Annotated in this window: 26 protein-coding genes; 7 read left to right on the forward strand and 19 right to left on the reverse strand. The window is 57.1% G+C overall.

Annotated features, from left to right (window positions below):
• Positions 1-63 precede the first annotated feature (63 nt).
• Together RDL77_RS00270 and RDL77_RS00275 are read right to left on the reverse strand one after the other, a co-directional pair.
• A complete protein-coding gene (locus RDL77_RS00270) occupies positions 64-1,641 on the reverse strand; it encodes a DHA2 family efflux MFS transporter permease subunit (protein WP_288191355.1) in 1,578 nt (525 codons plus the stop codon).
• A gap of 23 nt (positions 1,642-1,664) precedes the next feature.
• Positions 1,665-2,858 (reverse strand): HlyD family secretion protein, encoded by a 1,194-nt coding sequence (locus RDL77_RS00275; RefSeq protein ID WP_288191356.1) that lies wholly within the window; start codon positions 2,856-2,858, stop codon positions 1,665-1,667.
• Positions 2,859-3,024: 166 nt separating this feature from the next.
• On the opposite strand from RDL77_RS00275, the gene RDL77_RS00280 reads away from it, so the two are divergent.
• The gene (locus RDL77_RS00280; RefSeq protein WP_288191357.1) at positions 3,025-3,753 is read left to right on the forward strand and encodes a TetR/AcrR family transcriptional regulator; all 729 of its coding nucleotides are present in this window, start codon (positions 3,025-3,027) and stop codon (positions 3,751-3,753) included.
• Position 3,754: 1 nt separating this feature from the next.
• Here RDL77_RS00280 and RDL77_RS00285 read toward each other — a convergent pair whose 3' ends face one another.
• Together RDL77_RS00285 and RDL77_RS00290 are read right to left on the reverse strand one after the other, a co-directional pair.
• Positions 3,755-4,906 carry an NAD(P)-binding domain-containing protein gene (locus RDL77_RS00285; protein WP_288191358.1) on the reverse strand — a complete coding sequence of 384 codons (1,152 nt, stop codon included), beginning with the start codon at positions 4,904-4,906 and terminating at the stop codon, positions 3,755-3,757.
• A gap of 50 nt (positions 4,907-4,956) precedes the next feature.
• Positions 4,957-5,889 carry a LysR family transcriptional regulator gene (locus RDL77_RS00290; RefSeq protein WP_308526333.1) on the reverse strand — a complete coding sequence of 311 codons (933 nt, stop codon included), beginning with the start codon at positions 5,887-5,889 and terminating at the stop codon, positions 4,957-4,959.
• Between the two features lie 77 nt (positions 5,890-5,966).
• On the opposite strand from RDL77_RS00290, the gene RDL77_RS00295 reads away from it, so the two are divergent.
• Together RDL77_RS00295 and RDL77_RS00300 are read left to right on the forward strand one after the other, a co-directional pair.
• The gene (locus tag RDL77_RS00295) at positions 5,967-6,716 is read left to right on the forward strand and encodes a sulfite exporter TauE/SafE family protein (RefSeq protein ID WP_288191359.1); all 750 of its coding nucleotides are present in this window, start codon (positions 5,967-5,969) and stop codon (positions 6,714-6,716) included.
• Positions 6,717-6,799: 83 nt separating this feature from the next.
• The gene (locus RDL77_RS00300) at positions 6,800-7,447 is read left to right on the forward strand and encodes a dihydrofolate reductase family protein (protein ID WP_288191360.1); all 648 of its coding nucleotides are present in this window, start codon (positions 6,800-6,802) and stop codon (positions 7,445-7,447) included.
• Between the two features lie 69 nt (positions 7,448-7,516).
• On the opposite strand, the gene RDL77_RS00305 is transcribed toward RDL77_RS00300, so the two are convergent.
• The 8 genes from RDL77_RS00305 to RDL77_RS00340 all read right to left on the reverse strand — a co-directional run bounded on the left by RDL77_RS00305 (position 7,517) and on the right by RDL77_RS00340 (position 14,610).
• Positions 7,517-8,236, reverse strand: coding sequence for a Bax inhibitor-1/YccA family protein (locus RDL77_RS00305; RefSeq protein WP_223614215.1), 720 nt, complete (start codon positions 8,234-8,236; stop codon positions 7,517-7,519).
• A 27-nt stretch (positions 8,237-8,263) separates the two neighbouring features.
• The gene (locus tag RDL77_RS00310; RefSeq protein ID WP_288191363.1) at positions 8,264-9,037 is read right to left on the reverse strand and encodes an anti-sigma factor; all 774 of its coding nucleotides are present in this window, start codon (positions 9,035-9,037) and stop codon (positions 8,264-8,266) included.
• A complete protein-coding gene (locus RDL77_RS00315; protein WP_288191364.1) occupies positions 9,030-9,566 on the reverse strand; it encodes a sigma-70 family RNA polymerase sigma factor in 537 nt (178 codons plus the stop codon). The genes RDL77_RS00310 and RDL77_RS00315 overlap by 8 nt, the downstream gene beginning before the upstream one ends.
• Before the next feature lie 69 nt (positions 9,567-9,635).
• Entirely contained in the window at positions 9,636-10,376 is a 741-nt protein-coding gene (locus RDL77_RS00320; protein ID WP_288191365.1) for an aspartate/glutamate racemase family protein, read from the reverse strand.
• 7 nt (positions 10,377-10,383) lie between these two features.
• Positions 10,384-11,205 carry an ABC transporter permease gene (locus RDL77_RS00325; RefSeq protein WP_288191366.1) on the reverse strand — a complete coding sequence of 274 codons (822 nt, stop codon included), beginning with the start codon at positions 11,203-11,205 and terminating at the stop codon, positions 10,384-10,386.
• A gap of 1 nt (position 11,206) precedes the next feature.
• Entirely contained in the window at positions 11,207-12,067 is an 861-nt protein-coding gene (locus RDL77_RS00330; protein WP_288191519.1) for an ABC transporter permease, read from the reverse strand.
• Positions 12,068-12,199: 132 nt separating this feature from the next.
• Positions 12,200-13,495 carry a PotD/PotF family extracellular solute-binding protein gene (locus tag RDL77_RS00335; protein WP_288191367.1) on the reverse strand — a complete coding sequence of 432 codons (1,296 nt, stop codon included), beginning with the start codon at positions 13,493-13,495 and terminating at the stop codon, positions 12,200-12,202.
• 29 nt (positions 13,496-13,524) lie between these two features.
• Complete coding sequence (locus tag RDL77_RS00340; protein ID WP_223614221.1) at positions 13,525-14,610, reverse strand: ABC transporter ATP-binding protein; 1,086 nt, start codon at positions 14,608-14,610, stop codon at positions 13,525-13,527.
• A gap of 263 nt (positions 14,611-14,873) precedes the next feature.
• On the opposite strand from RDL77_RS00340, the gene RDL77_RS00345 reads away from it, so the two are divergent.
• Entirely contained in the window at positions 14,874-15,587 is a 714-nt protein-coding gene (locus RDL77_RS00345; RefSeq protein ID WP_223614580.1) for a GntR family transcriptional regulator, read from the forward strand.
• Between the two features lie 24 nt (positions 15,588-15,611).
• On the opposite strand, the gene RDL77_RS00350 is transcribed toward RDL77_RS00345, so the two are convergent.
• The 6 genes from RDL77_RS00350 to RDL77_RS00375 form a co-directional block, all read right to left on the reverse strand.
• Positions 15,612-15,911, reverse strand: a complete 300-nt coding sequence (locus RDL77_RS00350; RefSeq protein ID WP_288191368.1) for a hypothetical protein — start codon at positions 15,909-15,911, stop codon at positions 15,612-15,614.
• Between the two features lie 147 nt (positions 15,912-16,058).
• Positions 16,059-17,426: a HAMP domain-containing sensor histidine kinase gene (locus RDL77_RS00355; RefSeq protein ID WP_288191369.1), complete on the reverse strand. Its 1,368-nt coding sequence runs from the start codon at positions 17,424-17,426 to the stop codon at positions 16,059-16,061.
• A complete protein-coding gene (locus tag RDL77_RS00360) occupies positions 17,423-18,097 on the reverse strand; it encodes a response regulator transcription factor (protein ID WP_223614224.1) in 675 nt (224 codons plus the stop codon). Before RDL77_RS00360 ends, RDL77_RS00355 begins: the two co-directional genes overlap by 4 nt.
• Before the next feature lie 64 nt (positions 18,098-18,161).
• Positions 18,162-18,752: a DedA family protein gene (locus RDL77_RS00365; protein ID WP_223614225.1), complete on the reverse strand. Its 591-nt coding sequence runs from the start codon at positions 18,750-18,752 to the stop codon at positions 18,162-18,164.
• Positions 18,752-19,345, reverse strand: coding sequence for a class I SAM-dependent methyltransferase (locus tag RDL77_RS00370; protein WP_288191370.1), 594 nt, complete (start codon positions 19,343-19,345; stop codon positions 18,752-18,754). The genes RDL77_RS00365 and RDL77_RS00370 overlap by 1 nt, the downstream gene beginning before the upstream one ends.
• Before the next feature lie 125 nt (positions 19,346-19,470).
• On the reverse strand, positions 19,471-19,806 hold the full coding sequence (locus tag RDL77_RS00375) for a GIY-YIG nuclease family protein (protein ID WP_288191371.1): 336 nt from the start codon (positions 19,804-19,806) through the stop codon (positions 19,471-19,473).
• 140 nt (positions 19,807-19,946) lie between these two features.
• Here RDL77_RS00375 and RDL77_RS00380 point away from each other — a divergent pair, with 140 nt between their 5' ends.
• Together RDL77_RS00380 and RDL77_RS00385 are read left to right on the forward strand one after the other, a co-directional pair.
• Positions 19,947-20,579: a DUF2239 family protein gene (locus RDL77_RS00380; protein WP_288191372.1), complete on the forward strand. Its 633-nt coding sequence runs from the start codon at positions 19,947-19,949 to the stop codon at positions 20,577-20,579.
• A gap of 113 nt (positions 20,580-20,692) precedes the next feature.
• On the forward strand, positions 20,693-22,063 hold the full coding sequence (locus RDL77_RS00385; protein WP_288191373.1) for an MATE family efflux transporter: 1,371 nt from the start codon (positions 20,693-20,695) through the stop codon (positions 22,061-22,063).
• A 10-nt stretch (positions 22,064-22,073) separates the two neighbouring features.
• On the opposite strand, the gene pepT is transcribed toward RDL77_RS00385, so the two are convergent.
• On the reverse strand, positions 22,074-23,312 hold the full coding sequence (pepT, locus tag RDL77_RS00390) for a peptidase T (protein ID WP_288191374.1): 1,239 nt from the start codon (positions 23,310-23,312) through the stop codon (positions 22,074-22,076).
• A gap of 159 nt (positions 23,313-23,471) precedes the next feature.
• Here pepT and RDL77_RS00395 point away from each other — a divergent pair, with 159 nt between their 5' ends.
• Positions 23,472-25,070: an ABC transporter substrate-binding protein gene (locus RDL77_RS00395; RefSeq protein WP_223614231.1), complete on the forward strand. Its 1,599-nt coding sequence runs from the start codon at positions 23,472-23,474 to the stop codon at positions 25,068-25,070.
• Positions 25,071-25,168: the final 98 nt, after the last annotated feature.

Here is a 25,168-nt window from a genome sequence, read left to right on the forward strand (position 1 = left end):
GCGGTCCCGGAATTCAACCCGTTTCTTGCACCGGGAGAATGCTGCTGCCAGCCCATGACACATTCAATGGGCTGGAGCGCCGCTTGCCTGGCCTTTCTTGGTCAGAAGCACGAAGAATGCGGCAATGATCAGCATTGCACCCAGCACAACGAACGTGTCGCTGTAGCCCATGATCAGCGATTGCCTTTTGACCGTCTGGCCAAGCGCAATGATCGCCTGTTCACGCGCCGCAACCGGGTCTGTCACGCCATGCGCCATGAAATAGGCCGTCATCTGATCAAGCCTGCCGCGAACCGTTTCACTGAACAGATTGACCGAATTGCCAATGGTGTTGGAATGGAACTGTTCCCGTTTGGTGACGATCGTGGCCAGCATCGCGGTGCCGAATGCACCGCCGAGGTTCCGCAGCATGTTGAAGACGCCGGACGCTGCGGCGGACTCATGGCGGGCAACACCAACCATCGCGATAGCCGTCAGCGGTGCCATCACCACGGCCTGCCCGACGGCGCGAACGATATTGGGCAGCCAGAGCTGATCGCCGGAATAGTTGGCCGACATGTGAATATTCATGAAACAGCTGCCGCCGAACACGCACAGGCCGAGAAACACGATGATGCGCGTATCAAACCGGCCCATCAGCATCGGAACGAACGGAATGATCAAAAGCTGCGGCAAGCCTGTCCAGGCCATGACCGAGCCGATCTGTTCGGAATTGTAGCCCTGCACCTGACCAAGATATTGCGGCAGCAGATACACCGAGCCGTAGAGGCCGAAACCGACAAGCATGTTGGCAACGGTGCCGAGGCCAAAATTGCGCCGTTTCAGCAGACGCAGATTAACGGCCGGGTTTTTCACGGTCAGTTCGATCCAGACAAACAGCGCGAGAAACACCACAGCGACAATCGTCAGGCGAACGATGAAGGGCGAACCCAGCCAATCGTTCTTATTGCCTTCTTCAAGCACCGTCTGAAGCGCACCGAGACCGATGGCCATCGCCAGAATGCCGAACCAGTCGCCTTCCTTCAGCAGACCAAGATTCATCGGTTGGCGCTCGAGATTGAGATAGAGCGCGGTGACCATGAAGGCGCCGGGAACAAGATTGATAAAGAATATGTACTGCCAGCCATAATTCTCGGTGAGGTACCCGCCGATGGTCGGACCGATCGCTGGCGCAAAGGTTGCGGTGATGGCAAAAAGAGCCATGCCAACGGAATGCTGTGACCGCGGCAGCTTGGTCAGAATCAGCGTGAACGCCATCGGAATGAGCACGCCGCCGGTAAAACCCTGAATGGCCCGCAGAATGATCATCTCTTCAAGATTGCGCGCAAAGGCGCAAGCCACCGAGAACGCCAGGAACAGCAGGGCATTGACCAGCAGGAAACGCCGGAAGGAAAACACCCGGCTGAGATAGTCGGTCAACGGGATGACAATGATTTCGCCGATTAGATAGGCAGTCGAAATCCACGCGCCATTGTCGACGCCAGTGCCGATACCGCCCTCGATATTGAGGAGCGAGGCATTGGTGATCTGTATATTGAGCACAGCCATGAAGGCGCCGATCAGGCCGGCAAAGACGGTAATCCACGTCTTGAGGCTTGCGGGGCGTTCCTGATCGGCAACGGGTGTGGCGGCAACGGACATTTTCTTCGTCCCATCCGGATTTGCTAGTTGGCGGCCTTGAAACAGGCAGTCTCGCCGCACTTGGCCGCGCCGTCGGAATCCTTGAGATTGATGGTCGGGGTCACCGACATGCCGGGACGCAACAGGCCGGTGAGCTTGCTATCATTGTCCAGGACAACCTTGACCGGAATGCGCTGCACGATCTTGGTGAAATTGCCGGTTGCATTGTCCGGCGGCAGCAAGGCAAATTCCTGGCCGCTGGCCGGTGCAATGCTGTCGACACGCCCCTTCAAGGCGACACCCGGGAAGGTGTCGACGGCGATATCGACAGGCTGGCCTTTTTTCACATCCGTGAGCTGGGTCTCCTTGAAGTTGGCGATGACGTAGACATTGTCAACCGGAACGACCGCCATCAGCTGGGTTCCGGACTGGACATACTGTCCAACACGCAGGGTGCGGTTGCCGACCACGCCATCCACCGGCGAGACGATCGTCGTGTAACCCAGATTGAGCTCGGCCTGATCCTGAACGGCCTTGTCGCGTGCAAGGGCCGCGTTCATCTTGGCCAGTTGGGCTTGCAACACGCCAACCTGTTTCTGCGCCGAAACAACAGCGCCTTCGTCACGTTGAAGCGTCGCCTTGGCAATATCCAGCTTGGAAACAGCCTGCTGGGCGTTCTGCACGCTTCCAGCGCCTTGCGTTGCAAGGGCACCGTAACGGTCATTGTCCTGCTGGGCGAATTTCAAGCTGGCCTGATCGACCGATACGGTCGACTGCGCCTGGGCAATCGCGGCCTGCTGCTGGTCGAGACTCGCGACGATGTTCTCTATGTCAGCCTGTGCCGCGGCGACATCAGCCTTCGCCTGCTCAAGCGCAACCACGTAATCGCGGTCATCTATTTTTGCGAGGGGCTGATTGGCACGGACGGGTTGATTGTCCGTCACAAGCACTTCGCGCACATAGCCGGAAACCTTCGGGGCAACGATGGTGGAATCGGCCTTCACATAGGCATCATCAGTTGATTCCTGGAACCGTCCGACGGTCCAGTAGTGCCAGCCGAACTTCGCTCCCAGTCCCACAACGATCACGGCCGCGCCAATCAGCAGCAACTTTCGAACATTGCGCGGCGGCTGCTTGTGCGGCGGCTCAATCTTGCCTTCCTGCGGCGCCGACATGGCTTCGTCGGCACTCAGTGTCTTTTCAACCTTGAGATCGAGGGGTTGCGTGTTTTTGGTCATGGCGAATGCCCTTAGTTGAGGAACTAGATCGGCACGGTTCGTTGGGAGAACTCGGGTCGGGGATAAATAAGGAACCCAGCAGTTCCCTAATTATGTCTGGACAATTCCGTTTGCAAGACAGAAAATGCGCAAGCAACTATTTTTGAAGACCGAAAGCAGAAGACTGGTGACAAAACCAACGGATACAATCGAGATCGAGCGGGACAATCAGGACGAAAACACACCAGAGATCAAACGTCCGCGCGGACGGCCGCAAAACCGGTCTGACGCGGAGACGAAACACCTGATCCTGCAGACGGCCACCCATGTGTTGCTGGAAAACGGCTACACCGCGACCCGGATGGAGACGGTTGCCCGGGAGGCGGGTGTTGCGAAACGGACCATTTACCGCTTCTGGACAACGAAATCCGAACTGCTTGCGGCCATCGTGGCAGAACGCGGCGAGCAGATTGCCAGCAGGGTCGACGCCTTCCTGCAGACGATTCATCCGGAATCACTGGACCATTTGGGACTGAAACACGCGCTCGAACATATCCTGAGCGAATTTGCGCACCTCGTCCTATCCGACCAGACCGTCGCATTCTATCGTCTGGTGACGGCCGAAGCCCTGAACTTTCCTGAAGTTGCCAGAGCCTTCTACAGGGAAGGTCCGTCGCGAAGCTCGGCCATGGTCGCCCGGTTTTTGGAACAGCAGGAAAAGCGCGGACTGATCAAGCTCGATAATTCCAAGATTGCCGCAACGATGCTGCTCGGCATGGTGACCGCAGAACCCTTCCGTATCGCGACACTGGGACTGGCCAGCGTTCCCGAAGACCGCGAGATCGAAGAACGCGTGGCCATGGCAGCGGCATTGTTCCTCGAGGGATGCAGCATCAGGTCAGCCAATTCCGGATAGTTTACTCTTTCTGCAGCCCGAGATAATCCGTGAGCTCGCGTGCAGCCGCGCCCCCGGCGCGATTTGCACCTATGGTGGACGCCGAAGGACCGTAACCGACCAGATGAATGCGCGGGTCCTTGGCAACCTGTGTCGCCAGCCTGCCCGACATGATGATGCCGCCATTCTCCTCACGGATCTGGAGCGGGGCAAGATGATCGAGCGAACTGCGGAACCCCGTGCACCACAAAATGACGTCGGCCCGCTGTTCCCGGCCATCGGACCAGCGTATGCCATTCCGGGTGATCCCGGCAAACATGGGCAGCCGTTTGAGCACACCGCGCGCCTGCGCTGCCCGCAGTGCCGGCGTCCACGGAATTCCGGTGACTGAGACCACCGACCCCGGCACCAGCCCGCGTCGCACCCGGTCTTCCACAATCGCCACCGCCGCCCGCCCATCTTCCGGCGTAAACGGTGTATCGCGAAACTGCGGTTCCTGGCGCGTCACCCAGGTTGTCGACGTGACTCGGGAAATTTCGTCCAGCAGTTGCAGCGCGGAAATGCCACCACCGACAACGACGACATGCTTTCCGGCAAACTCATCGGCTGTCTTGTAGTCATGGGTATGCAGCTGCCGGCCTTCAAAATTTTCCGCCCCCGGATAGGCTGGAATATAGGGCGTCTCCCACGTTCCCGTCGCATTGATGATGCAACGCGCGGAAAAACCACCCTCTTCGGTCTCGATACGAAAGCGCCCGTTGCGCTCGCACACAACCTTGACCGTCTGCGGCCGGTAGACCGGCAATTCGAACTTCCGTTCATACGCGGCGTAGTATTGCGGCACCGCTACCGATGCCTTGACTTCGTCACCAGCATCAACCGCCTCGACAAACCGCAGCCCCGGCAGATCGTGAACGCGATTGACCGTCGTCAAAGTCAGGGATGGCCAACGGTACTGCCAAGCGCCACCGGCACCGGGCGATTTGTCCAGAACCAGGTAATTCTTCCAGGATTTCAGGCCAAGCTGTTGCAGGTGATAGGCGGAGGAAAGACCCGCCTGCCCGGCACCGATCACGACAATATCCGCCTTCAACAGCGCGCGCGCATCGTGCTGTCCCGAGGGAGCATCCGCGCCGTTTACAGGTATGGGAGGGGCCGCTTGATCTGAAGGCATAGCCGATCATAAATTCGATCCGCGCAAATTCAAGGTCCGGCGATTGGCTTTTACACCGCACCGCCACGGCGCGTCGGCTGGGGCTTCGTCAGTTGCTCGACCAGTTCGCGCGCATGGGGATGCAAATCCTCAAATCTGCGCGCGCAGATGGCCAGATGCCGCATGGCCCAGCTATCAGTCAGACGAACCGAATGAATGGGCATCGAGCGGCGATATCTCTTCGCTGCAGTCTCCGGGACTATCCCCAACCCGACGTCCCGAGCAACCATACGGCAAATGCCTTCAAAGGTCCGCAGACGAATACGGAAGGCGAGAGCATGACCGGCACGTGCCGCGTGATCACCAAGATAATCCTGCAGCGGACTGCCGGCACTCAATCCGACAAATTCCTGCCCGGCGACATCGGCGAATGCGATACGGCTATGCCCCGCCCATCGGCTCGAGCGGGCAACAACCAGGACCAGGCGGTCAATGGCGAAGGGCCGCAATTCCAGACTGCCGTGATCCACGGCATCCATGATCACACCGATATCGGCGGAACCGCCTGCCACCGCTTTGACGATTTCGGTGCTGAGACGCTCCTTCAAATCGATATCGACATTGGGCCGGACGGCAAGAAAGGCCGCAAGCCTTTCCGGCAGGAATTCCGTCATGGCCGCGGTATTCGCCATCAGGCGAATGTGACTTTTCAGGCCCTTCGAGAATTCGCCCAACTCCCCGCGCATCTGCTCGATCTGCCGCAGGACAATACGGGCATGATGGGCAACCGCATCGCCAGCCGGTGTGGTCACGACGCCGCGGCGGCCGCGTTCGAGCAGCGGGAGACCGATGACGTCTTCCATTCCGCGCAGGCGGGCACTTGCCGATGGCAACGTCATGTTGGCCTGCGTGGCACCATGGGTGATGCTCCCGGCTTCCACAACCAGAAGAAAGAGACGCAGATCAGTCAGGTCGAAACGCATGCATAGGGGTGTAGCACTCAATCTGCCTTCGGCATAGCCTTAGGCAGAGTTCGGTTCTTCCGCATTGTGAACAGTACCATCCCGCGCAATGCTGGGGCATGTTTGACCTGTCCGCAGCTTCCCTTCTCATGATTGCCCTGACGTTCTTCCTTGCCGGTATGGTCAAGGGTGTGACCGGAATGGGGCTGCCGACCGTCGCCATGGGTATTCTCGGCACCATCATGCCTCCGGTAGGCGCAGCGGCGTTGCTGCTCGTTCCCTCTTTCGTCACCAATGTCCTGCAATTGCTTTCCGGGCCAAGCTTTGCCGTCCTCGCATTGCGGCTGTGGGCCATGATGCTCACCATCCTGCTGGGAACCATTGCAGGCGCCTGGCTTATGGCCAATGATACAGCTGGATGGACCACGATGGGTCTCGGCGCTGCCTTGATGCTCTATGCGGGTTTCGGTCTTGCAGCCCGCCAGTTGTCGGTTCCGCGCAGCCTGGAACCCTTTCTGTCGCCGCTCGTTGGCATCGTCACGGGCGTCATAACCGGCGCAACGGGCGTTTTCGTCATACCGGCCGTTCCCTACCTGCAGGCGCTGGGCCTGACAAAGGACGATTTGATTCAGGCGCTTGGTCTGTCCTTTACCGTGTCCACCGTGGCGCTCGCAATCGGACTGACATCGGGCGGAGCGTTGCAGTTCGATAACATGAGCACGTCAGCTCTCGCATTGGCACCTGCGCTGTTCGGCATGTGGTGTGGTCAGAAGGTGCGCGATGCCATCAGCCCAGCAACTTTCCGCCGCTGGTTCCTGGTCTGTCTCCTGCTGCTTGGACTAGAGCTGGTTGTGAAGCCGTTGTTCTGACATCCCGCGCCATTCTTTTTTGTTGCGCTCGCTTCCGGGAACCGCTTAGTTTCCTCCGCCAGTCGAAATGAGAGGAACGGTCAATGTCGAAACTCTACGTTCGCAGCTTCTCTTTGTCCTTGGATGGTTACGGTGCGGGTCCTGACCAAAGCATCGATAACCCGCTTGGCGTGAACGGAATGTCCCTGCACCAATGGGCCTTCACCACACGCACGTTTCAAAAGATGTTCGGTCAGAACGGCGGCTCCACCGGCATTGATGATGATTATGCGATACTTGGATTCAACAATATCGGCGCGTGGATTCTCGGCCGCAACATGTTCGGACCGGTCAGAGGCCCTTGGCCGGACGATAGCTGGAAAGGATGGTGGGGTGACACGCCTCCCTACCACTGTCCGGTTTTTGTTCTCACCCACTACGCGCGTCCATCCATCGTGATGGAGGGCGGAACAACGTTTCATTTCGTGACGGATGGGATTGAAAGCGCTCTGGAACGCGCCAGAGATGCAGCAGACGGAAAAGACGTGCGGGTCGGTGGTGGTGTCAGCACGATCAAACAATATATGCATGCCCGTCTCATCGACGAATTACATCTCGCCATTTCGCCGGTTTTTCTGGGACAGGGCGAAAACCTGTTCGCCGATATTGATCTTCTGAGCCTCGGATATAAATGCCGTGAACACATGTCCACCCCGAATGCAACTCATCTGATCATAGCCAGGGATGGCTGAAAGCAAAAACCCGTACTGAAGAACTCAGCACGGGTTTGAATACATTGCCTGCGGTTCGTCTCGACCAGCCTACTCCTGGCGCTGACCAGTCAGGCTGAGCAGCAACTGGAAGATGTTGACGAAGTTCAGGTAGAGCGAGAAAGCGCCGAAGACAGCGAGCTTCTGTTGCGATTCGGAATCATGGCTCTCGGCATACTGCTCCTTGATCGACTGTGTGTCCCAGGCGGTCAACCCGATGAACACAAGCACACCGGCTACGGATACGACGAACTGCAGCATCGACGAGCCGAGGAAAAGATTGACGAGGCTCGCGATGACCACGCCGATCAAACCCATCATCAGAAAGGAGCTGAACTGCGACAGGTCACGCTTGGTCGTGTATCCGTAGAGGCTGGTTGCGCCAAACATCGTTGCCGCGATGAAGAAGGTACGGGCAATGCTGGTTCCGGTGAAGACAAGGAATACGGATGCCAGGGACAGGCCCATGACAGCGCAGAAAGCCCAGAACATGGCCTGTGCCGACGATGCCGACATGGACTGCATCTTGAACGAGAAAAACATGACAAAGGCCAGCGGGGCCAGCATCACGACCCACTTCAACGGCGTCGAAAAGATCGGCACATAGAGAGCCGGTGTTGAGGCAACGACAAAGGCCACAAGACCGGTAACAACCAGACCAAGGCCCATGTAGTTGTAGATGCGCAGCATATGCTGGCGCAGGCCTTCATCAAAGACCGCGGATGACTGGCCGCGTGCCGTATCCATCCCATAACGCAGAGGTGTATTCATAAACTCGGTTCCTTTCGGTTCGTTGGATCAGTAAAGGGTTTTGGCAAGGCCCAGCGCAGCCTTTTCCAGATCTGCCGTTGCAGCATCCGAAACGAGCGCATAGGCGACATCGCCAATTTGAAAATAGGCCGCAGACGTGCCGTTCACGCGGAGAGCACGCGGTTTGACGACATCAAACGTGCCGGGACGCACGGCAAAGAGCGAAACCGGACCAAGGCTGTCGGACCGGACTTCCATTTCGACACTCGGTCCAAAATTGGACGGAAACAGTTGAACGTCATGCACCGTCCACTTCTCAGGCATTGCGGGTATAACGATTCCGGTCGACGCGCGTATCTCCGCAGGGTCGTAGCTGCGGGTTTCCGGCTGCGATACCATTTCGGCACGGAGCGATGATGTCTTGTGCGCCATGATGGCGTCTGAGACGTAGGCTGGTGGCGGCGTTGCGGCGACAACTTTGGAGACGGTCAAAGGACCGAACCCCGCATGGGCCATCCAGCCCAGGGCCAGCAGCACCCCAACCGCCGCAATGCGTTGCAAACCGCCAAACAGCCGGTCCCGTCCGAGACCCCGTTCAAGCCGGTGCGCGAGTTCTGACGTTTCCGGAGACCCGGCCGTATGCCCCTGCGCCAGCGCAAGCCGAAGTTCGTCGCGCGACTGCAGATCGGACATGACACGAGCGGCCTGTTCCGGATGCTGCGACAGGTAACGTGCAATCTCAATCCGGCGAAGGGTATCGAGCTGGTCGTCTATATAGGCGTCCAGATCCGCTTCGACGACGGGATCGATCGTTTCAGTCATCTCGGCCTCCTACAATTTTCAAATGACCGGCCTTTCCCAATTGCCGGTCGTTTTCGTGGGAACGAAGGGTTGCGCGGGCCCGGCTGATCCGCGACATCAAGGTACCGACCGGGATGTTCAATGTGTTCGCCGCCTCTTCATAGGAAAGGCCTTCCAGTGCAACGAGATGAAGTGCGGACCTCTGCTCTTCGGGAAGAGCAAAAAATGCTTCCCGCACCTGGCCAAGCCGAACGGAATGTTCCTGTGGCGCATCGATGGCCACATCGGCAAGGGAATAGGCAGCTTCCAACGTTCGGGCCTCTGCCGCGTTTGAACGCTTGACGTCGATGAACCGGTTGTGAAGGATCGAAAGCAACCACCCCCGAAGCGTATTGCCGTGACGAAACCCGCTTCGCCGCTCATAGGCGCGCAAAAGCGTATCCTGGACGAGGTCCTCTGCATCCGCGTCGTTCCGGGTCAGGGAACGGGCATAACGGCGAAGAGAACCAAGTTGTCCAACAACATCAAAACGTGGTTTCGGCGTTTTCATATGGTGTATACGGAGCCCATGCGGTTTTATTCCCGTTACACGAAATTATTTTATTGTAGCACAAATGGATTATCTGGTTTGGGCCGGCGCGAACGGAGCCATCATGCCGAGATACGGCTTGATCAGCGGCGAAGCGTAGCCACCGCGTTTGCTTGTCGTCAGGCCCAACGTCACCAGACCTTCTGCGAGCTTGACCGCAGCGCCCACACCGTCGACAACCGGGACGCCATATTCCTGTTGCAACCGGCGGGCAAGGTCAGCCATCCCTGCGCAACCCAGGACAATGGCTTCAGCCTGATCGTCCCGCAGCGCTTTTTCGATTTCAGCGCGGAGCTTTGTCGTGGCACCGGATGATGGATCGTCGAGGGACAATACGGGAATGGCCGCAGCTCTTACGGTGGCGCGGTCCGACATTCCATAGCGATGCACCAGACCCTTCACCGGCATGATCGAACGCTCGAGGGTCGTCACGATAGAAAAACGCTGCGCAATGAGCGCTGCGGTTGCGACGGCCGCCTCGCAAATGCCGAGCACGGGAATGGATGCCATGGCCCTTGCAGCATCAAGGCCCGTATCATCGAAACAGGCGATGATCGCGGCATCGGCCCCGCTTCTTTCACCCTCGGCGATCTCCGTGAGCAAGCCGGGGACCGCAAATGCCTCGTCATAGTAGCCCTCGATCGACACCGGTCCCATGCGCGAGGTCCGAGCGCTGATCTCGGTTGCGGGACCAGCCACAGAACGGGCCGCACTCTCGATCGAGTTGGTCATGCTGACGGTGGTATTGGGATTGACGAGCAGAACGCGCATTCGCTGTTTATCCGACATGTGCACGGCGGCGGCCAAGAACGATAATCGCCGTCAGGGCAGCAATGATAACCAGAAATGAGAAGACCGACGTAACGGTACCCAGTGCATAAAGCACAGGCGTCGTCACATTCGTCGTCATTCCGTAGATCTCGAGCGGCAAAGTATTGAATGTGCCGGCGGCCATCAACGTACGGGCAAATTCGTCATAGGAAAGCGTAAAGCCAAAGAGCCCGACACCAATCAGGCTCGGGGCAATCATTGGCAGAAGCACGTGGCGAAAGGTCTGCCAGGCATTGGCGCCAAGATCACGCGCCGCCTCTTCATAGACCGGTGAAAAGCGATTGAATACGGCGAACATGATGAGCACACCGAAGGGCAGCGTCCAGGTCAGATGTGCACCGAGCCCGGATGACCACCATGCGGGCCTTATGCCGAGCACCTGAAAGAACAGGCCAATGCCGAGGCTGATCAGAATGGAAGGCACGACAAGACTGGAAATCGCGAGATAGAAGAGCAGTGTCGATCCCCTGAACTTGCGCCGGAATGCCAGGCCGGCCAACAGCGAAACCACGACCGTGATGACCGTGGTCATGAGCCCGAGGATCATGGATCGGCGGAATGACCCGCCAAAATCACCGACGGCCTGCTGCTCGAAGAGATTGCTGAACCAATGCAGCGACATTCCATTCATCGGAAAGGTCAAACCTCCGGACGGCCCCTGAAATGACAGAATAAAGATTGTCGTGAGCGGCCCGTAGAGGAAAAGCACGAACAGTGTGAAGAAGAAGGCGAGAATGTAGAATTCGCGGGATCCGGTCTCCGAATGCATGTCAGAGTTCCTTGCGAATATCGACGACACGCAGGATCGCGGCAACGATCAACAGCACGACAATCAGGAGAATGACCGCATTGGCGGCAGCAGCAGGATATTGCAGGAGCGAAATCTGGTTTGCCATCATCAGGCCGACCGAGGCGCTTTGTCCGCCCGACATAAAGCGCACGGTAATGAAATCACCCATCACCAGCGTGACGACGAAAATCGAGCCAATGGCAATGCCGGGCTTGGCCAGCGGTATGATCACATTCGTCAATATCTGAAATCCGGAGGCGCCGGCATCGCGTGCGGCCTCGATGAGCGAGCGATCGATACGCATCAACGTGTTGAAGATGGGCGTGACCATGAAGAGCGTGTAAAGATGTACCATCGCCAGGACGACCGCAAACTCTGAAAACAGCAGAAACTCAAGTGGCTTGGGAACAATGCCAAGCTGGATCAGCGATGAATTGATCAGGCCATTGCGCCCCAGGAACGGCACCCATGAAATCATCCGGATGATGTTCGAGGTAAGGAACGGCACGGTACAGACAAGAAACAGCACCATCTGCATGGTGGTTGAGCGGATATGGAAGGCAAGGAAATAGGCCACCCAGAAACCGATAAGCAAGGTGAGGCCCCAGACGATCAGCGTGAACTTGAAGGTGTTCAGATAAATCTTCCATGTGACCCATGAGCCCAGTGTTTCGGTGTAATTGAAGGTGACGAAATCCGGATAGATCCGCACGGAATCATAGTCCCAGAAACTGACCATGGCGATTGTGAGGATCGGCAACAGCAGAAACAGACCGAGGATAAGCGCCAGCGGCATCGCCTGGAGATAGGAGAGCAACGGGAGGCTCGACTTGGGCCACATCCTGCGAAATGGCCTGGCGAACTTGTCCGGCTCGTTGGTTGTATCAGCGGAAAGATCTGTTGTTGTCATGGAACGTTCCTCTGGAAGGACAGGCCGCCCTTCCCCCGGGGGAAAAGGCGGCCAAGCTGCACATCAGGCGGCGATGAACTCGTTCCATTTGCGGACCATGTAACGATCCTCGTCCATGACGGAATTCCAGCATGCAACAGCACCCATGCGGGCTTCGAATGCCCCGCCATCGCGAACTGCCCCCGCCTTCTCCATGACCTTGCCATCGGGAGCAACGATGTCGCCCGCAGCCGGCTTGCCTTCCATCCAATACCCCCATTCATCCGCTGTCATGAAGTTCTTCGCGGTTTCAGGCGCTGCGGAATAATAGCCCTGCCGATTGAGATAGGCGCCCACCCAGCCGGAGAGATACCAGTTGATATATTCATAGGCGGCATCAAGCTCGATGCCGCTCAGGTGCTTGGCGAGACCGAGCCCACCGCCCCAGGCGCGATAGCCCTCCTTCAGCGGCTGATACTTGCAGGCAATGCCCTTGGAGCGGACGGCAGCGACGGCCGGCGACCACATGGACTGGATGACCACCTCACCGGAAGCCATGAGATTTACGCTTTCGTCGAATGTCTTCCAGAAGGAGCGGAACTGGCCATCGGTCTTTGCCTTGATGAGGAAGGCAACCGTCTGGTCGATTTCCGCCTTCGTCATATTGCCCTTGTCGCCATACTTGATGGTACCCATGGATTCGCAGATCATGGCAGCGTCCATGATGCCGATGGACGGAATATTGATGATCGACGCCTTGCCCTTGAAGGCAGGGTCCATGATATCCGCCCAGTTGGTGATGTCGCGGCCGACCAGATCCGGCCGGATACCAAGGGTATCGGCATTGTAGATCGTCGGGATCAGGGTCATCCATTTGGTCGGTTCGGAGGCAAATTTCGTTGAGTCCGCGCTTTCGACAAAGCCCACCGTATGGGGCGCTGTTCCCTGCGCAATCTTGCTTTCCGGTGTCAGTTTGCCGGTTACGAAAAGCGGGGCGATCTTGTCGAAATACTTCATCTTCGACACATCCATCGGCTGCATGACACCCGCCGGAAAGACCTTCTTGGCGATCCAATATTCGATATCGGCGATGTCATAGCTGTCCGGCTGCGTGACCGCGCGCTGGGTCACCGCGTCGGAATCGAGCGCCGTCATCTGCAGCGTAAAGCCGAGATCCTCCTTCACCTTGTTGGCAACGTCATTGAGATTGGAAACGCCTGTTCCGAACTGGCGCAGGGTTACATTCTTGATGTTCTGCGCCCAGATGGTCGGAAAGCCGGTAATGGCGCCGGACCCGGCGACCAGACCTGCAGCGGCAGCGCCCGTCTTCAGAAACGCGCGTCTGTTCAATCCTGCCTTGTGTTTGATTGTATCTGTCATGTTCAGTTCCCCTTTTTTGGTTGTTTCATTCAGGAGTTCAGACGCCCGAGAATGATGGCGTCATTGCTGTCCCAGGCGAGCGGGATGGCTTCACCCACGAAAACAGGCTTTTCATCGAAGGCCTGGTCGCTGACGATGACCGTGAAATCATCGATGCCGGCACCGGCTACTGAGAGCTTTATCGACGCGCCGCGGTATTCGATGTTGGAAACCACGCCGGTAAACCCGAAACCCGCCGCCGACGCGCCGCTGATACGGACGCGATCGGTGCGGATGGCGATATCGATGGCCGCTCCGGCCTCAGCATGACCTGCGGCAGCGAGCGAAATACCGCCCGGAATATCAAAATGGACAAAGCCCTTCGAACTGTTCGCAACCCGTCCGGAAACCACATTGTGATCGCCCATGAAGCGCGCCACAAAAGCTGTCGCGGGCCGCTCGAACACGGTTCGCGGATGCGCCGCCTGCTCGATCCTGCCATCGTTCATCACAACGATGAGATCCGCCAGCGCCATCGCTTCCTCTTGGCTGTGCGTGACATGGACGAAGGTTATGCCCAGGCTGGTCTGCAGTTTTTTGAGCTCAGCGCGCATGCGTATCTTGAGAAACGGATCGAGAGCGGAAAGCGGTTCGTCAAGCAGGAGCGCTTCCGGGTCAGTAATCAGGGCGCGTGCAAGTGCGACCCGCTGCTGCTGCCCGCCGGAGAGTTGTGCCGGCCGGCGGGTCGCATAGGCGTCCATCTGCATCAGTTTGAGCATGGCCATTGCCTTGGCGCGCCGCTCTTCCTTGCCGACGCCCTTCATCTTCAGGCTGAAGGCGACGTTGTCGATGAGATCGAGATGCGGAAACAGGGCATAGGACTGAAACATCATCGCCGTGCCGCGCTTGGCCGGAGGAAAGTCCGTCACCACAGTGTTGCCCAGTCGGATATCACCGCTTGAAATCACTTCGTGGCCCGCAATCATCCGCAATGTCGACGTCTTGCCGCAGCCGGATGGACCCAGAAGACAGCAATAGGTCCCGGCGGGAATCTTCAGGCTGATCGTGTCCACGGCCGTTGCGGTACCGTAGACTTTCGAAACCGAGACGATGTCAATTTCAGCGGCTTTGCTCATGCAGCGTTCCCTTTTCTGCCCACTGGAGCTCTGCATATACCGTGCCAATTCCGAGACTTTCTCCTAAGCCTCTGGAATCCTTGCGCCAATTTTCGCAGGATCAGTTTCCCAGCGCATGCCGCAATGCTGCAATGCACAATTTATATTCAATGTTTTCAATCCTCGGTGAAATTGTATGCAATTTATATTTCCACAGCGTGCAATCTTGGGTGCTGGTCTTAGCTGGAAATCGCGCTAAAAAGAGACTTGGAAGGCAGGAACCGATGAAGCCAGCAACTGAGACAGTCCCGTTACGCGATGATGCGCAAGATGACCGTTCGCAACTCATTCGTGAGGCGCTCTACAATGCTATCGTCGAGCGAAGGCTGGCCCCGGGGACAAAGCTGATCGAGACCGAGGTGGGCGAGCTGTTCGACGTCAGCCGCACGGTCGTGCGTGCCGCATTGCAGATGCTGGCATTTGAGGGACTGGTCAAGATCGAGCGCAATCGGGGCGCGTTCATCGCCTATCCCTCACCAGACGAAGCCCGGCAAATCTTTGAATCCCGCCGGGTCATCGAGCCGGAGATTGCCATGCGTGCGACTGAGCGCATGGCAATGGCTGACATCGACATGTTTCGCAGCCATCTGAGAGAAGAAGAACGGTTGCTTGCAGAGCGAGGACCAAATGCGCGGCGCGCGGCGATCAAGGCTTCGGGCGATTTTCACCTGATGCTCGCTGCGGTTGCCGGAAATCAGATTCTTGAGCGTTTCATGCGGGAACTGATCGCCCGATCATCCCTCGTCATCGCATTATACGGACAATCCGGAGCTTCAAGCTGCGCCAGATCGGAACATGCGGATATTCTCGGCGCACTTATCGCACGGGACGGAAAAAAAGCCGCCAGCACGATCCTCCACCATATCGATCATATCGAAGAAGATCTTGACTACAGGGCTGCTGGCAATGCGCCGCTGCGTCAAGCGCTGCGGTTGTAGGTTTCATCCCAAAAGGGAAGGATTTCATATTCCTTCAGTCCTATGCCTTTTGGTTTCGGTACAGACGCGTTTGATGACGAGCGCAGCCGCAAAACCCAGCCCCACCACGCCAAGCACGAGTATGACAGGCATCTGCGCGCCGACAAACCAATAGAAAACGGCGAACAGACCTAACAACGCCAGAAGCGCGACGAGCGCTGAACGCTCCGTACTCACCTTAAATCGGCAACTGCCTATCATGGCCACAATGCCAATCAGAACCGCTCCCATCCCCACGATGAGTGGCAGTGCAGCCATGAACACTGGCTGGATTGTTCCGTCCATGCGTATTCCCGTTTCTTGAATTTCTGCTTACTGACACCACAATCATAATCACCTTTCATTGCAACGAAATTACGGTTGCGTCCCGGCACGCAATCTATCGTTGAAGAGCGCCGGAAAAGGGCACAATTCAGCACAATCTCCTGCCAGTCATTCTGCTGGCTGGCCGGAATCGGTAGTGGAAGGCGCAAATTCGACACGGAAGCAGGCGCCAAGCGGTCTCTGCACAATGGTAATATTCCCGCCATGCAGTTCCATGATTTCCTGGACCAGCTTGAGACCGAGGCCGGAGCCTTTGGTGCCCTGATGCCGTTTGAAAAACGGCTCGAACACGCGCTCGCGAAGTTCAGCGGGAACGCCCTGCCCTTCATCCGCAACCTCGATCCAGTTTTGCCCGACAATCACCGCGATGGTGCCTGTTCGACCGCCGTGATCGATGGCGTTCTGAACGAGATTGGTCATCACTCTTTCCAAGGCAACGGGATCGCCCTGCACGACCGCATTGGCGGCGGCAGCTTCAAAACCGACTTCATACCCCGCGGTGAACGCCAAAGGCCCCATATCGAGAACGACGCGCTCCGCGAGCTGGGTGAGATCAACATCGGTGAAATGGCGCACGTCCTGCTTCAGCCGCTGCAGGTCAAGCATTTGTTCCGCCAGAACCGCCAGTCTTGCGGTATCCTCTGTCAGAAGAGATTTGGTCATGCCTTGCGGCAACGAAGCGACCCTCGTCTTGAGGATCGCTATGGGCGTGCGCAGTTCGTGGGCGGCATCGGCGAGAAAACGCTCCTGGCGGTCATAGCCTTCGTCCAGACGACCCAGCGCTCCATTGACCGCGCGCACAAAAGGCGTGACTTCCGAGGGCATGCCAGTCGACGTCAATCGAACCCCGCGTTTTTCGATATCGATTGAATCCGCTTGCGCGGCAGCCTGTTCCAATCCCCGCAGTGATCGCCGCACGACGATTGGCGTTGCCACGAAAGCACCGAGCGCAATGATCCCGAGTATCGGAACGACAAGTTTCAGCAGGATCAGTGAAATTCCCAGGAACACCATGAAGAACGGCGCAAGTGCGGATGACCCTGTCAGTATCTGTACACGGCCAGCGTCGGTCTCGACCCAGCGCATTCGGGCCGTCGGCCTCTCCCGGTCACCGATATTCCAACCGAAACGAGCCTGGCCAATCCGGTCCAGAGCATTTCCTATGCCAGCATATTCCTCTGGGATATCGCCTTCCGTCAGTTGATGCCCCTGCGCATCCCGAATGATGTACCAAAGGTCCGGCACATCTTTTCGCAACGCCCTTATTGCATCCGTATCCTTCAGTATCAGACCACCGTGCGGGTCTCTTCCAATGCCCGCTTCGAGAATTTCAACGGTATTTTCCGTCGAACGGAAGTCGAACAACTGCCCGGAACCGAAAAGCACTGCGATGACAAGAATGAGCACAACGGACTGAACCGCCAGCAACCGCCAGAACAATCGCCGCCTGAGGGATTGCGGGGGCTGCTCCGTCATGACTCTTCCCGCAGGAGATAACCCACCCCGCGAATGACATTGATCACAACCCCGGCCTTCGCATCGGCCAGTTTGCGGCGAAGTCTTGAGACGTGGGAATCGAGCGCGTTCGACTGAATCTCATCGTCAAAGCCGAAAACAGCTTCCATCAGCGCGGGCCGCGGAACCATGCGGCCGACGCGGCGCACCAGGCTTTCAAGTACCAGCATTTCGCGCCGCGGCATCTCGAGCCGGCAATTGCCGACGAGAACATCGCGATAGGCCATGTCGAAGCTCAATCGCCCGACGGTGATGATTTGCGAGTGCGCCAGCCCCGGACGGCGCAGAACCGCCCGCAGCCGAGCCAGAAGCTCGTCGAAGTCGAATGGTTTGGCCATGTAATCATCGGCACCGGTCTCGAGGCCGCTGATACGCTCTGGTACCCGCCCCTTCGCCGTCAACACAATAATCGGCAGGGTAAGGCCATTGCTGCGCAATTTTGGAATGAGGCTCAATCCGTCACCATCCGGAAGTTGGCGATCGAGCAGCAGCGCGTCGTAGACTCCGTCATTGAGAATGAGCTCGGCATCAAAGAGACTGCCGACATGGTCCATCACCAGATTGTGGCGCGCAAACGCTGCTCTCAGCGCCGCGACCAGTTGCGGTTCGTCCTCGACCAGCAATATGCGCATCTGCCACTCCGCCCCCGATTCACCCGACTTTATCGCCACGTCCTTGCATGCGGAAGGTGCCACCTCATCCACGCACACGGCGAAAGATCAATCCAACGGCCAGTTCACCCAGAAGAATAGCGCCAACAACAGCTATTCCCATCTGCAGCGGATCACGTTCCGATTGACGCAACAGGAAGCCGAGACCGACCAAGGGCGTATTCCAGACAAAGATGCCGAGAATGGTTGCCGGCAGAAAGCCTTGCAATTTCAATCGCAAGACACCAGCTGGCATTGCCAGGAATATCCGGATGGTCGGAATGGTCTGGGCGACGAGCGTAACCCAGAACTGATTTGTCTCGTAAGCGTTGGCCATGGCGCGGTACCGGGTGACCGGCAGGAAAATATAGCGGCCGAAACGGGCGACAAGCGCATCCGTTCGTTCCTTTCCCGCCAACCGGCCAATGCCATACCAGAACAGGGCACCCAGCGTGGACCCGCACACGGTGGCGAGCACGAGAACAATCAGTTCCGGGACGCCCGACACATATGTCGCACCGAGAAACACCAGCATGAGATAAGACGGAAGAACCGGGATCAGCTTCTCCGCGAAGGCAAGAGCGACAATGCCAAGTAATCCCATGTCCAGCAGCGATGCATAAAGCGGAGAATCCATCAGCGCGCATTCCCGAGCGAGGGAACCTGATGGCGGGTGATGCGGTAGACCGAAGCCGGCGGGAAATTGCGGAACGTCCAGCCGGTCTTCTCTGCCTTGAGGTCGAGCTTGTGCAGGAGCAGGGGTGACACCGGGCATTTGGGTCCGTAGGTAAACTGGTAAAATCCTCCATCCCGGCGCAACCGGGAAAAACATCCTGCAAGGATCGCCAGGACTATGGCGGGTTTCATCGACAGAAGCGGCAATCCACTGATGACATTGCCGAAAACCGCGCCTTCAAAGAGACCGCGCTCCCCGATATGCTGCGCATCCATCTGGTAGAGTTTGGTATCGGGAAATCTCACCTTGAGGAGAGGCACGAACTCCGGCCCATACTCAATCAGCGTGATGTCGCGCTCTGCAATGCCGCGTTTCAGCAGGGCCGATGTGAACACGCCCGTCCCAGGGCCAAGCTCCAGAACAGGGCCGTGACACGGCGATATGTGCTCGGTCATCAAAGCCGACAGACTGTTGCTGGATGGTGTTACCGATGCGACGCGCAGGGGTGCGCGCAGCCAGGCACTGAAGAACCGAAGAATATCTGTTTGAGCCATTCAAAATCTCACATGAGGAACGTTGCGGGTTCCACCATGTGCGAGCGCAAACATTGTGACAGTCTGGCATGCCCGGTAAGAATTCACACGTTTGGTTTGGCGATTTCGGCAGGCCCTGCTGCCGGTTAAATGGCAGCGCCGCCAAGCGAAGAACGCCAATATGCAACACGCTCCTTGAGACGGGCCTGACGGACATAGGCCAGTTTCTCGTCCTCCATTCGCTCGAGTTCCTCGAACACGAAATCGCCCGATGTCCCATGGTTCCAGGCCTGCTGCAGGTCCCGGCACGGATGATTGCCAAGACGAAGTGTAAACCACAGGCGGTTCTGGATCGTATCAAGGTTGGTGCTTTGGCCAATCCAGATTTTGCCCGACGCGAGGCAGCGGACGGCATAAATGCCGATGATCGCTTTTCTTTCCTTATAGGCCGCGATCGCCGCCTTTTTGTCCTCGGTCTTCATCTGTCATTCCGTTCACAAGAGTTTTCAAGTCAAAGCCCCCATAGCAGTCAATCCGAATTTCGTCAATTTATTACCCGGGTGATATTGACTTCTCATTTTAAAACCCGGATATAAATCAAAATTCCAATCGAGTACCTGTCATGACCGACCATCTTTCCCGACCCTGCACCGCTTTCGACGGCACACACCTTCTCTTGTCCGGCCCCCTGGTCGAAGTGGCCTTGGCCGTAAAGAATACTTCCGAAGAAAGCGACACTTCCGGATCTCTCCTCGTCTTTGACGACATGACTGGCCGCGTCGTGGATCTCGATCTGCGCGGTACAAAGACCGACATCATCGCACGGTTGTTGCAGTCGTCGAAGGATGATGACGGTTGGCAAAATGCAAGCCAAGCGTCGCGGGAACCCGAGGACGGCCTGCCCACACCTGCACCGCGTGGGCGAGGACGGCCAAAACTCGGCGTCATTGCCCGGGAAGTCACACTTCTGCCGCGGCATTGGGAGTGGCTTGCCGAGCAAAGCGGGGGTGCATCCGTTGCGCTCAGGCGGTTGATCGACGAAGCCAGAAAGGCGGGCGGCAGTGAAACCAAAACCCGTGCCGCCCAGGAAGCAGCCTACCATTTCGCATTGGCAATGGCGGGCAATATGCCCGGCTTTGAAGACGCAATCCGGGCTTTGTTTGCCGGCAACCAGACCGCTTTTGTCGAAAGGGTCAGCGAATGGCCAACCGACGTGCGCCAGTATGCGATAAAGCTGGCATACGGCAGACAGTAAGCACCACTTTCCGGGCGGGAAGGCGCACTTCGACAAAATATACGACTATCCAACCTATCAGAACTGGAGCGAAATGCCGCTCCCGAAGGGCAGGCTTGTGCCTGACACTTGACATGACCCAACAGAGTATCGCGCCAAGAGCTACACGGCCCCTATGGCGCACATTCATTGCCATCCTCCTGCCGATGATGCTGACCAATGTATTGCAGGCGGCATCAGGCACGATTGACGGAATCTTTCTGGGCCAGTTTCTCGGCGTCAAAGCGATTGCAGCTGCATCGGCATTCTTTCCGATCGTCCTGTTGTTGTTCTCAATCGTTATCGGCCTGAGCAGTGGTGCGACAGTTCTCATCGGTCAAGCCTGGGGTAGCGGCGACCGCGGGAAGGTCCGGACTGTGGCGGGCACAGCTTTGGGAATGATGATCCTTACGGGTTTCATCGTCAGCATAGTAGGAAGCTTGTTTGCGCAAAAAATCATATTGATGCTTGGGACACCCGCAGACATCCAAGCCGATGCCACGATTTATGCGCGCACAATGCTGGCAGGGATGCCGATCATCTTTGCGCTTTGGCTGACAACGTCGATGAGCCGTGGCGTATCCGACGCAGTGACACCGTTACTAGCTCTCTCAATCGCTACAGTCGCTTCTCTTGTCTGCACCCCCGCATTCATTCGTGGCTGGTTTGGCATACCGTCCCTTGGTGTAGCCAGCGCACCCATCTCAGCTTTTGTCGGCGCCATCATTGCGATGCTGTGGCTTGCTGGGCATTGGCGACGCAAAAATCACCCTCTTGCGCCGGATTTCCGAAAGCTTTTCCAGATGCGGATCAATCTCCATCTTGCCAAAGCCATCTTGCGCATAGGTCTTCCAATGGCTGTGCAGATGCTGACGATGGCGGTAGCTGAGATGGTCCTGCTTGGATTGGTAAACCGGCATGGCGCCAATGCAACAGCAGCCTACGGGGCAATCAATCAGGCGATGCACTGGGTACAGCTTCCAGTAATGTCGCTTGGCATCACAACGTCGATTTTGACCGCCCACGCCATCGGTGCAGGCCGGGCAGACAGGATCGGCAAAATCCTGCACACCGGCCTATGGCTGAATGTCGTCACAACGGGTGGCTTCGTCATCTTCGCTTATGCGTTTGCCAACCCGATTGTCGGCTTGTTCATAACCGATAGTGAGGTCGCCGCTACAGCAATACAGCTTCTGCATATTGTGCTCTGGAGTCTTTTGGCGGCCGGAGCGTCCAGTGTCCTGACCGGCGTAATGCGCGGCAGCGGTACTGTGCTCAATCCGGCTGGCCTGTCAATTCTCGCCATCCTGGCAGTGGAAATACCGCTGGCCTACTTCATGAATGCCAAGATCGGGCTGACTGGAATATGGATTGCCTATGCCACGACCTTCGTCACAACACTGCTCTTTCAGATGCTGTACTTTCGTTTTTCATGGCAACCTCACCACATCACACGCCTGGTCTGAATGACCAGGGTCAATCCTGCGGCGCACGCGCAGCGCGTTGCAGGATTTCGACCACCATCTCGGAGGCCTTTTCGAGCGAACGCACCGGCAGAAATTCGTAGATCGAATGAAAATTATGGGCGCCGCAAAACAGATTGGGGCAAGGCAGGCCCTTTTCCGACAGCACCGCGCCGTCATAGCCGCCGCGCATGGGGATCGACTTCGGCGATACGCCAATCGCCCGCATCGCCTCTAGCGCCAGCTGTACCGGATAATGATTGGGACCCTGCAAACTGTCGGCGACGTTGCGATACATTGGCTGATATGCTGCCGTTACAGTCTGGGCACCGTGGAGTTGATTAAAACTCTCGACGACGGTCTCGACAAAGTGGCGCCGGTGGTCGAATCCCGCCTGGGTAAAATCGCGGATGTCGAGAACGATCCGTGTCTCGGCAACCGTGCCATGGATGGATTTGACCCAGTAGTAGCCTTCGCGGTTTTCCGTATATTCCGGTCTTTCACCTGCCGGCAGCATGGCGATGAATTGCTGGGCAAAGAGCACGGCATTGCGCAGCTTGCCCTTGGCCGACATCGGGTGCGCGGTCTGCCCGTGGAAGGTGATGTGGAACTCACCCGCATTCCAGTTCTCGTGCACGATCTCGCCAATCTCACAGCAATCCAGCGTGTAGGCGAAATCGGCATTGAGGGTTTTGACATCCAGCGCCTTGGCTCCCAGAAGGCCAATTTCCTCATCCGGGACAAACACGACCTTCACCTCGCCATGTTCAATCACAGGGTTCGACTGAAGCGTCTGCATCGCATGCATGATCTCGGCTATGGCTGACTTATTATCCGCGCCGAGCAAGCTTGTTCCATCGGTAACGATGATCCGGTCACCGGCATAACGCGCCAGCTCGGGAAAATCGCCCGGGCGCATAACGACCTGAAGCTGTTCGTTCAAGACGATATCGCCGCCTTGATACTGCACGATCTGGGCTTTGGTATCCGTATTGTACTCGCTGCTGGTGTCGAGATGGGCGACCCACGCCACTGTTGGAATCGTGCGATTCTTGTCGGTTGCATTGCTCGGCAGTGTCCCCACCACGATCGAATGCTCCCGTTCCTCGACATCCAGCCCCAGGTCACGCAACTCTCCGGCCAGCAAGCGCGCCAATACTGATTGACCGGCACTCGAAGGCAAATGACCTGCGCCGGGGACCGTCGTGGTATTGATGCGTGTGTAGTTGAGAAATCGTTCAACAATGTCCATTGCGTTCTCTGCCTCTGATCAAAGATGCTGGTTTCGATGATTCCACTTTTCAGGACAAGCGTTTAGGTGACATATTTGTATTGCATTGCCCTGAGCCCTCGCCGATAAATTCCGATCCCATCCATGTGATACGTTGATTCCCAGAAAAGACAGGACGACATGAAACTTCCCGAGAAAATTCTTTCAGCGACTATCCTTGCCCTCGGATTGAGCGGAACAACCATGGCTGTCGCTTCCGCAAAGACATTGATTTATTGCTCGGAAGCCGCACCAGACGGCTTTGACGCTGCGAGCACCACATCGGGTGCGACATATGACGCCTCCGCACGCAATGTTTCCAATGGCCTCATCAAGATCAAACGCGGTTCGACCGAACTGGAGCCGGGCCTCGCCGAAAGCTGGGATATTTCCGCCGACGGGAAAGAATATACGTTTCACCTGCGCAAGGGCGTGAAATTCCAGACAACAAGCTACTTTACCCCGACGCGCGATTTCAATGCGGATGACGTCATCTTTACGTTCGACCGTCAGGGGAACAAGGCCAATCCCTACAATGGTAAGGGAGTCTGGCCGCAATACAATTCCTATTCGTTCCCGAGCCTCATCGGCAAAATCGAAAAAATCGACGAGCATACCGTCAAGTTCGTCCTTACCCGTCCGGAAGCCACGATGCTCGCTTCCCTTTCCCTCACATTCGCAGTCATTCAATCCAAGGAATATGCGGACAAGCTTTTGGCCGAGGGCAAGCAGGACGAATTTGGCCTGTTACCTATTGGAACCGGTCCCTACCAGTTTGTCGATTATCAGCCGGACACGGCCGTTCGCTATACGGCTAATCCCGATTACTGGGGCGGGAAGCAGAAGATCGATAATCTGATCATCGCCGTAACCCCGGATGCCTCTGTCCGGTACCAGAAGCTCAAGGCTGGCGAATGCCATGTCATGGCTTACCCGAACCCGGCCGATCTGGCTGAGATGAAAACCGACCCGGCGATCAACCTCCTGCAAAAGGAAGGCTTGAACATTGCGTTCATGGCTTACAACACGCTGGTCGCACCTTTTAACGATGTGCGCGTGCGCAAGGCCATCAACATGGCCGTCAACAAGCAGGCGATCATCGACGCGGTCTACGGCTCGACCGGCATGGTTGCCGTCAACGCCATTCCGCCGGGTGTCTGGTCATACAATGCAGCCGTCAAGGACGATGCCTATGATCCCGCGCAGTCGCAGAAACTGCTCGCAGAGGCTGGCGTCAAAGATCTTTCGATGAAAATCTGGGCCATGCCGGTTCAGCGTCCCTACATGCCCAATGCGCGCCGGACCGCCGAAATGATGCAGTCTGACCTGGCAAAAGTTGGCATCAAGGCTGAAATCGTTTCCTATGACTGGACCGAGTACCTGAAGCGGTCACTGGAAAAAGACCGGGACGGCGCAGTCATTCTCGGATGGACGGGCGGCATTGCCGATCCGGACAATTTTCTGGCGGCCCTTCTGGGCTGCCAGGCTATTGGCAGCGGCAATCGCGCCAACTGGTGCAACGAAGACTTTGAAAAACTGATCCAGGCAGCCAAACTGACCACGGACCAGGCTGAGAGAACAAAGCTGTATGAACAGGCTCAGGTCGTGTTCAAGGAGCAGGCACCCTGGCTGACGATTGCCCATCAGATCGTCCAGCAACCGATTAGCGCCAAGGTGAAGGATTTCCGCGTTGATCCATTCGGCGGCAATCTGTTTGAAGATGTCGACATCGACGAATAAGATCGTTAAGCGACGGGGCCGGGACAATGCCCGGCCCCTGCGCAATTCTTTACAGTATCCGAGCGTTGTTGATGCCGGTGCTGATGTGGCCAATACTG

The organism is uncultured Phyllobacterium sp. (assembly GCF_902479695.1).
GTDB lineage: Bacteria > Pseudomonadota > Alphaproteobacteria > Rhizobiales > Rhizobiaceae > Phyllobacterium > Phyllobacterium calauticae.

Excerpts from the sequence above, each read along its gene's own strand:
- RDL77_RS00270 (WP_288191355.1), bottom strand. The coding sequence starts at position 1,641 with ATGTCCGTTGCCGCCACACCCGTTGCCGATCAGGAACGCCCCGCAAGC.
- RDL77_RS00275 (WP_288191356.1), bottom strand. The coding sequence starts at position 2,858 with ATGACCAAAAACACGCAACCCCTCGATCTCAAGGTTGAAAAGACACTG.
- RDL77_RS00285 (WP_288191358.1), bottom strand. The coding sequence starts at position 4,906 with ATGCCTTCAGATCAAGCGGCCCCTCCCATACCTGTAAACGGCGCGGAT.
- RDL77_RS00295 (WP_288191359.1), top strand. The coding sequence starts at position 5,967 with ATGTTTGACCTGTCCGCAGCTTCCCTTCTCATGATTGCCCTGACGTTC.
- RDL77_RS00300 (WP_288191360.1), top strand. The coding sequence starts at position 6,800 with ATGTCGAAACTCTACGTTCGCAGCTTCTCTTTGTCCTTGGATGGTTAC.
- RDL77_RS00305 (WP_223614215.1), bottom strand. The coding sequence starts at position 8,236 with ATGAATACACCTCTGCGTTATGGGATGGATACGGCACGCGGCCAGTCA.
- RDL77_RS00310 (WP_288191363.1), bottom strand. The coding sequence starts at position 9,037 with ATGACTGAAACGATCGATCCCGTCGTCGAAGCGGATCTGGACGCCTAT.
- RDL77_RS00315 (WP_288191364.1), bottom strand. The coding sequence starts at position 9,566 with ATGAAAACGCCGAAACCACGTTTTGATGTTGTTGGACAACTTGGTTCT.
- RDL77_RS00320 (WP_288191365.1), bottom strand. The coding sequence starts at position 10,376 with ATGCGCGTTCTGCTCGTCAATCCCAATACCACCGTCAGCATGACCAAC.
- RDL77_RS00325 (WP_288191366.1), bottom strand. The coding sequence starts at position 11,205 with ATGCATTCGGAGACCGGATCCCGCGAATTCTACATTCTCGCCTTCTTC.
- RDL77_RS00330 (WP_288191519.1), bottom strand. The coding sequence starts at position 12,067 with ATGTGGCCCAAGTCGAGCCTCCCGTTGCTCTCCTATCTCCAGGCGATG.
- RDL77_RS00335 (WP_288191367.1), bottom strand. The coding sequence starts at position 13,495 with ATGACAGATACAATCAAACACAAGGCAGGATTGAACAGACGCGCGTTT.
- RDL77_RS00340 (WP_223614221.1), bottom strand. The coding sequence starts at position 14,610 with ATGAGCAAAGCCGCTGAAATTGACATCGTCTCGGTTTCGAAAGTCTAC.
- RDL77_RS00345 (WP_223614580.1), top strand. The coding sequence starts at position 14,874 with ATGAAGCCAGCAACTGAGACAGTCCCGTTACGCGATGATGCGCAAGAT.
- RDL77_RS00350 (WP_288191368.1), bottom strand. The coding sequence starts at position 15,911 with ATGGACGGAACAATCCAGCCAGTGTTCATGGCTGCACTGCCACTCATC.
- RDL77_RS00355 (WP_288191369.1), bottom strand. The coding sequence starts at position 17,426 with ATGACGGAGCAGCCCCCGCAATCCCTCAGGCGGCGATTGTTCTGGCGG.
- RDL77_RS00360 (WP_223614224.1), bottom strand. The coding sequence starts at position 18,097 with ATGCGCATATTGCTGGTCGAGGACGAACCGCAACTGGTCGCGGCGCTG.
- RDL77_RS00365 (WP_223614225.1), bottom strand. The coding sequence starts at position 18,752 with ATGGATTCTCCGCTTTATGCATCGCTGCTGGACATGGGATTACTTGGC.
- RDL77_RS00370 (WP_288191370.1), bottom strand. The coding sequence starts at position 19,345 with ATGGCTCAAACAGATATTCTTCGGTTCTTCAGTGCCTGGCTGCGCGCA.
- RDL77_RS00375 (WP_288191371.1), bottom strand. The coding sequence starts at position 19,806 with ATGAAGACCGAGGACAAAAAGGCGGCGATCGCGGCCTATAAGGAAAGA.
- RDL77_RS00380 (WP_288191372.1), top strand. The coding sequence starts at position 19,947 with ATGACCGACCATCTTTCCCGACCCTGCACCGCTTTCGACGGCACACAC.
- RDL77_RS00385 (WP_288191373.1), top strand. The coding sequence starts at position 20,693 with ATGACCCAACAGAGTATCGCGCCAAGAGCTACACGGCCCCTATGGCGC.
- pepT (WP_288191374.1), bottom strand. The coding sequence starts at position 23,312 with ATGGACATTGTTGAACGATTTCTCAACTACACACGCATCAATACCACG.
- RDL77_RS00395 (WP_223614231.1), top strand. The coding sequence starts at position 23,472 with ATGAAACTTCCCGAGAAAATTCTTTCAGCGACTATCCTTGCCCTCGGA.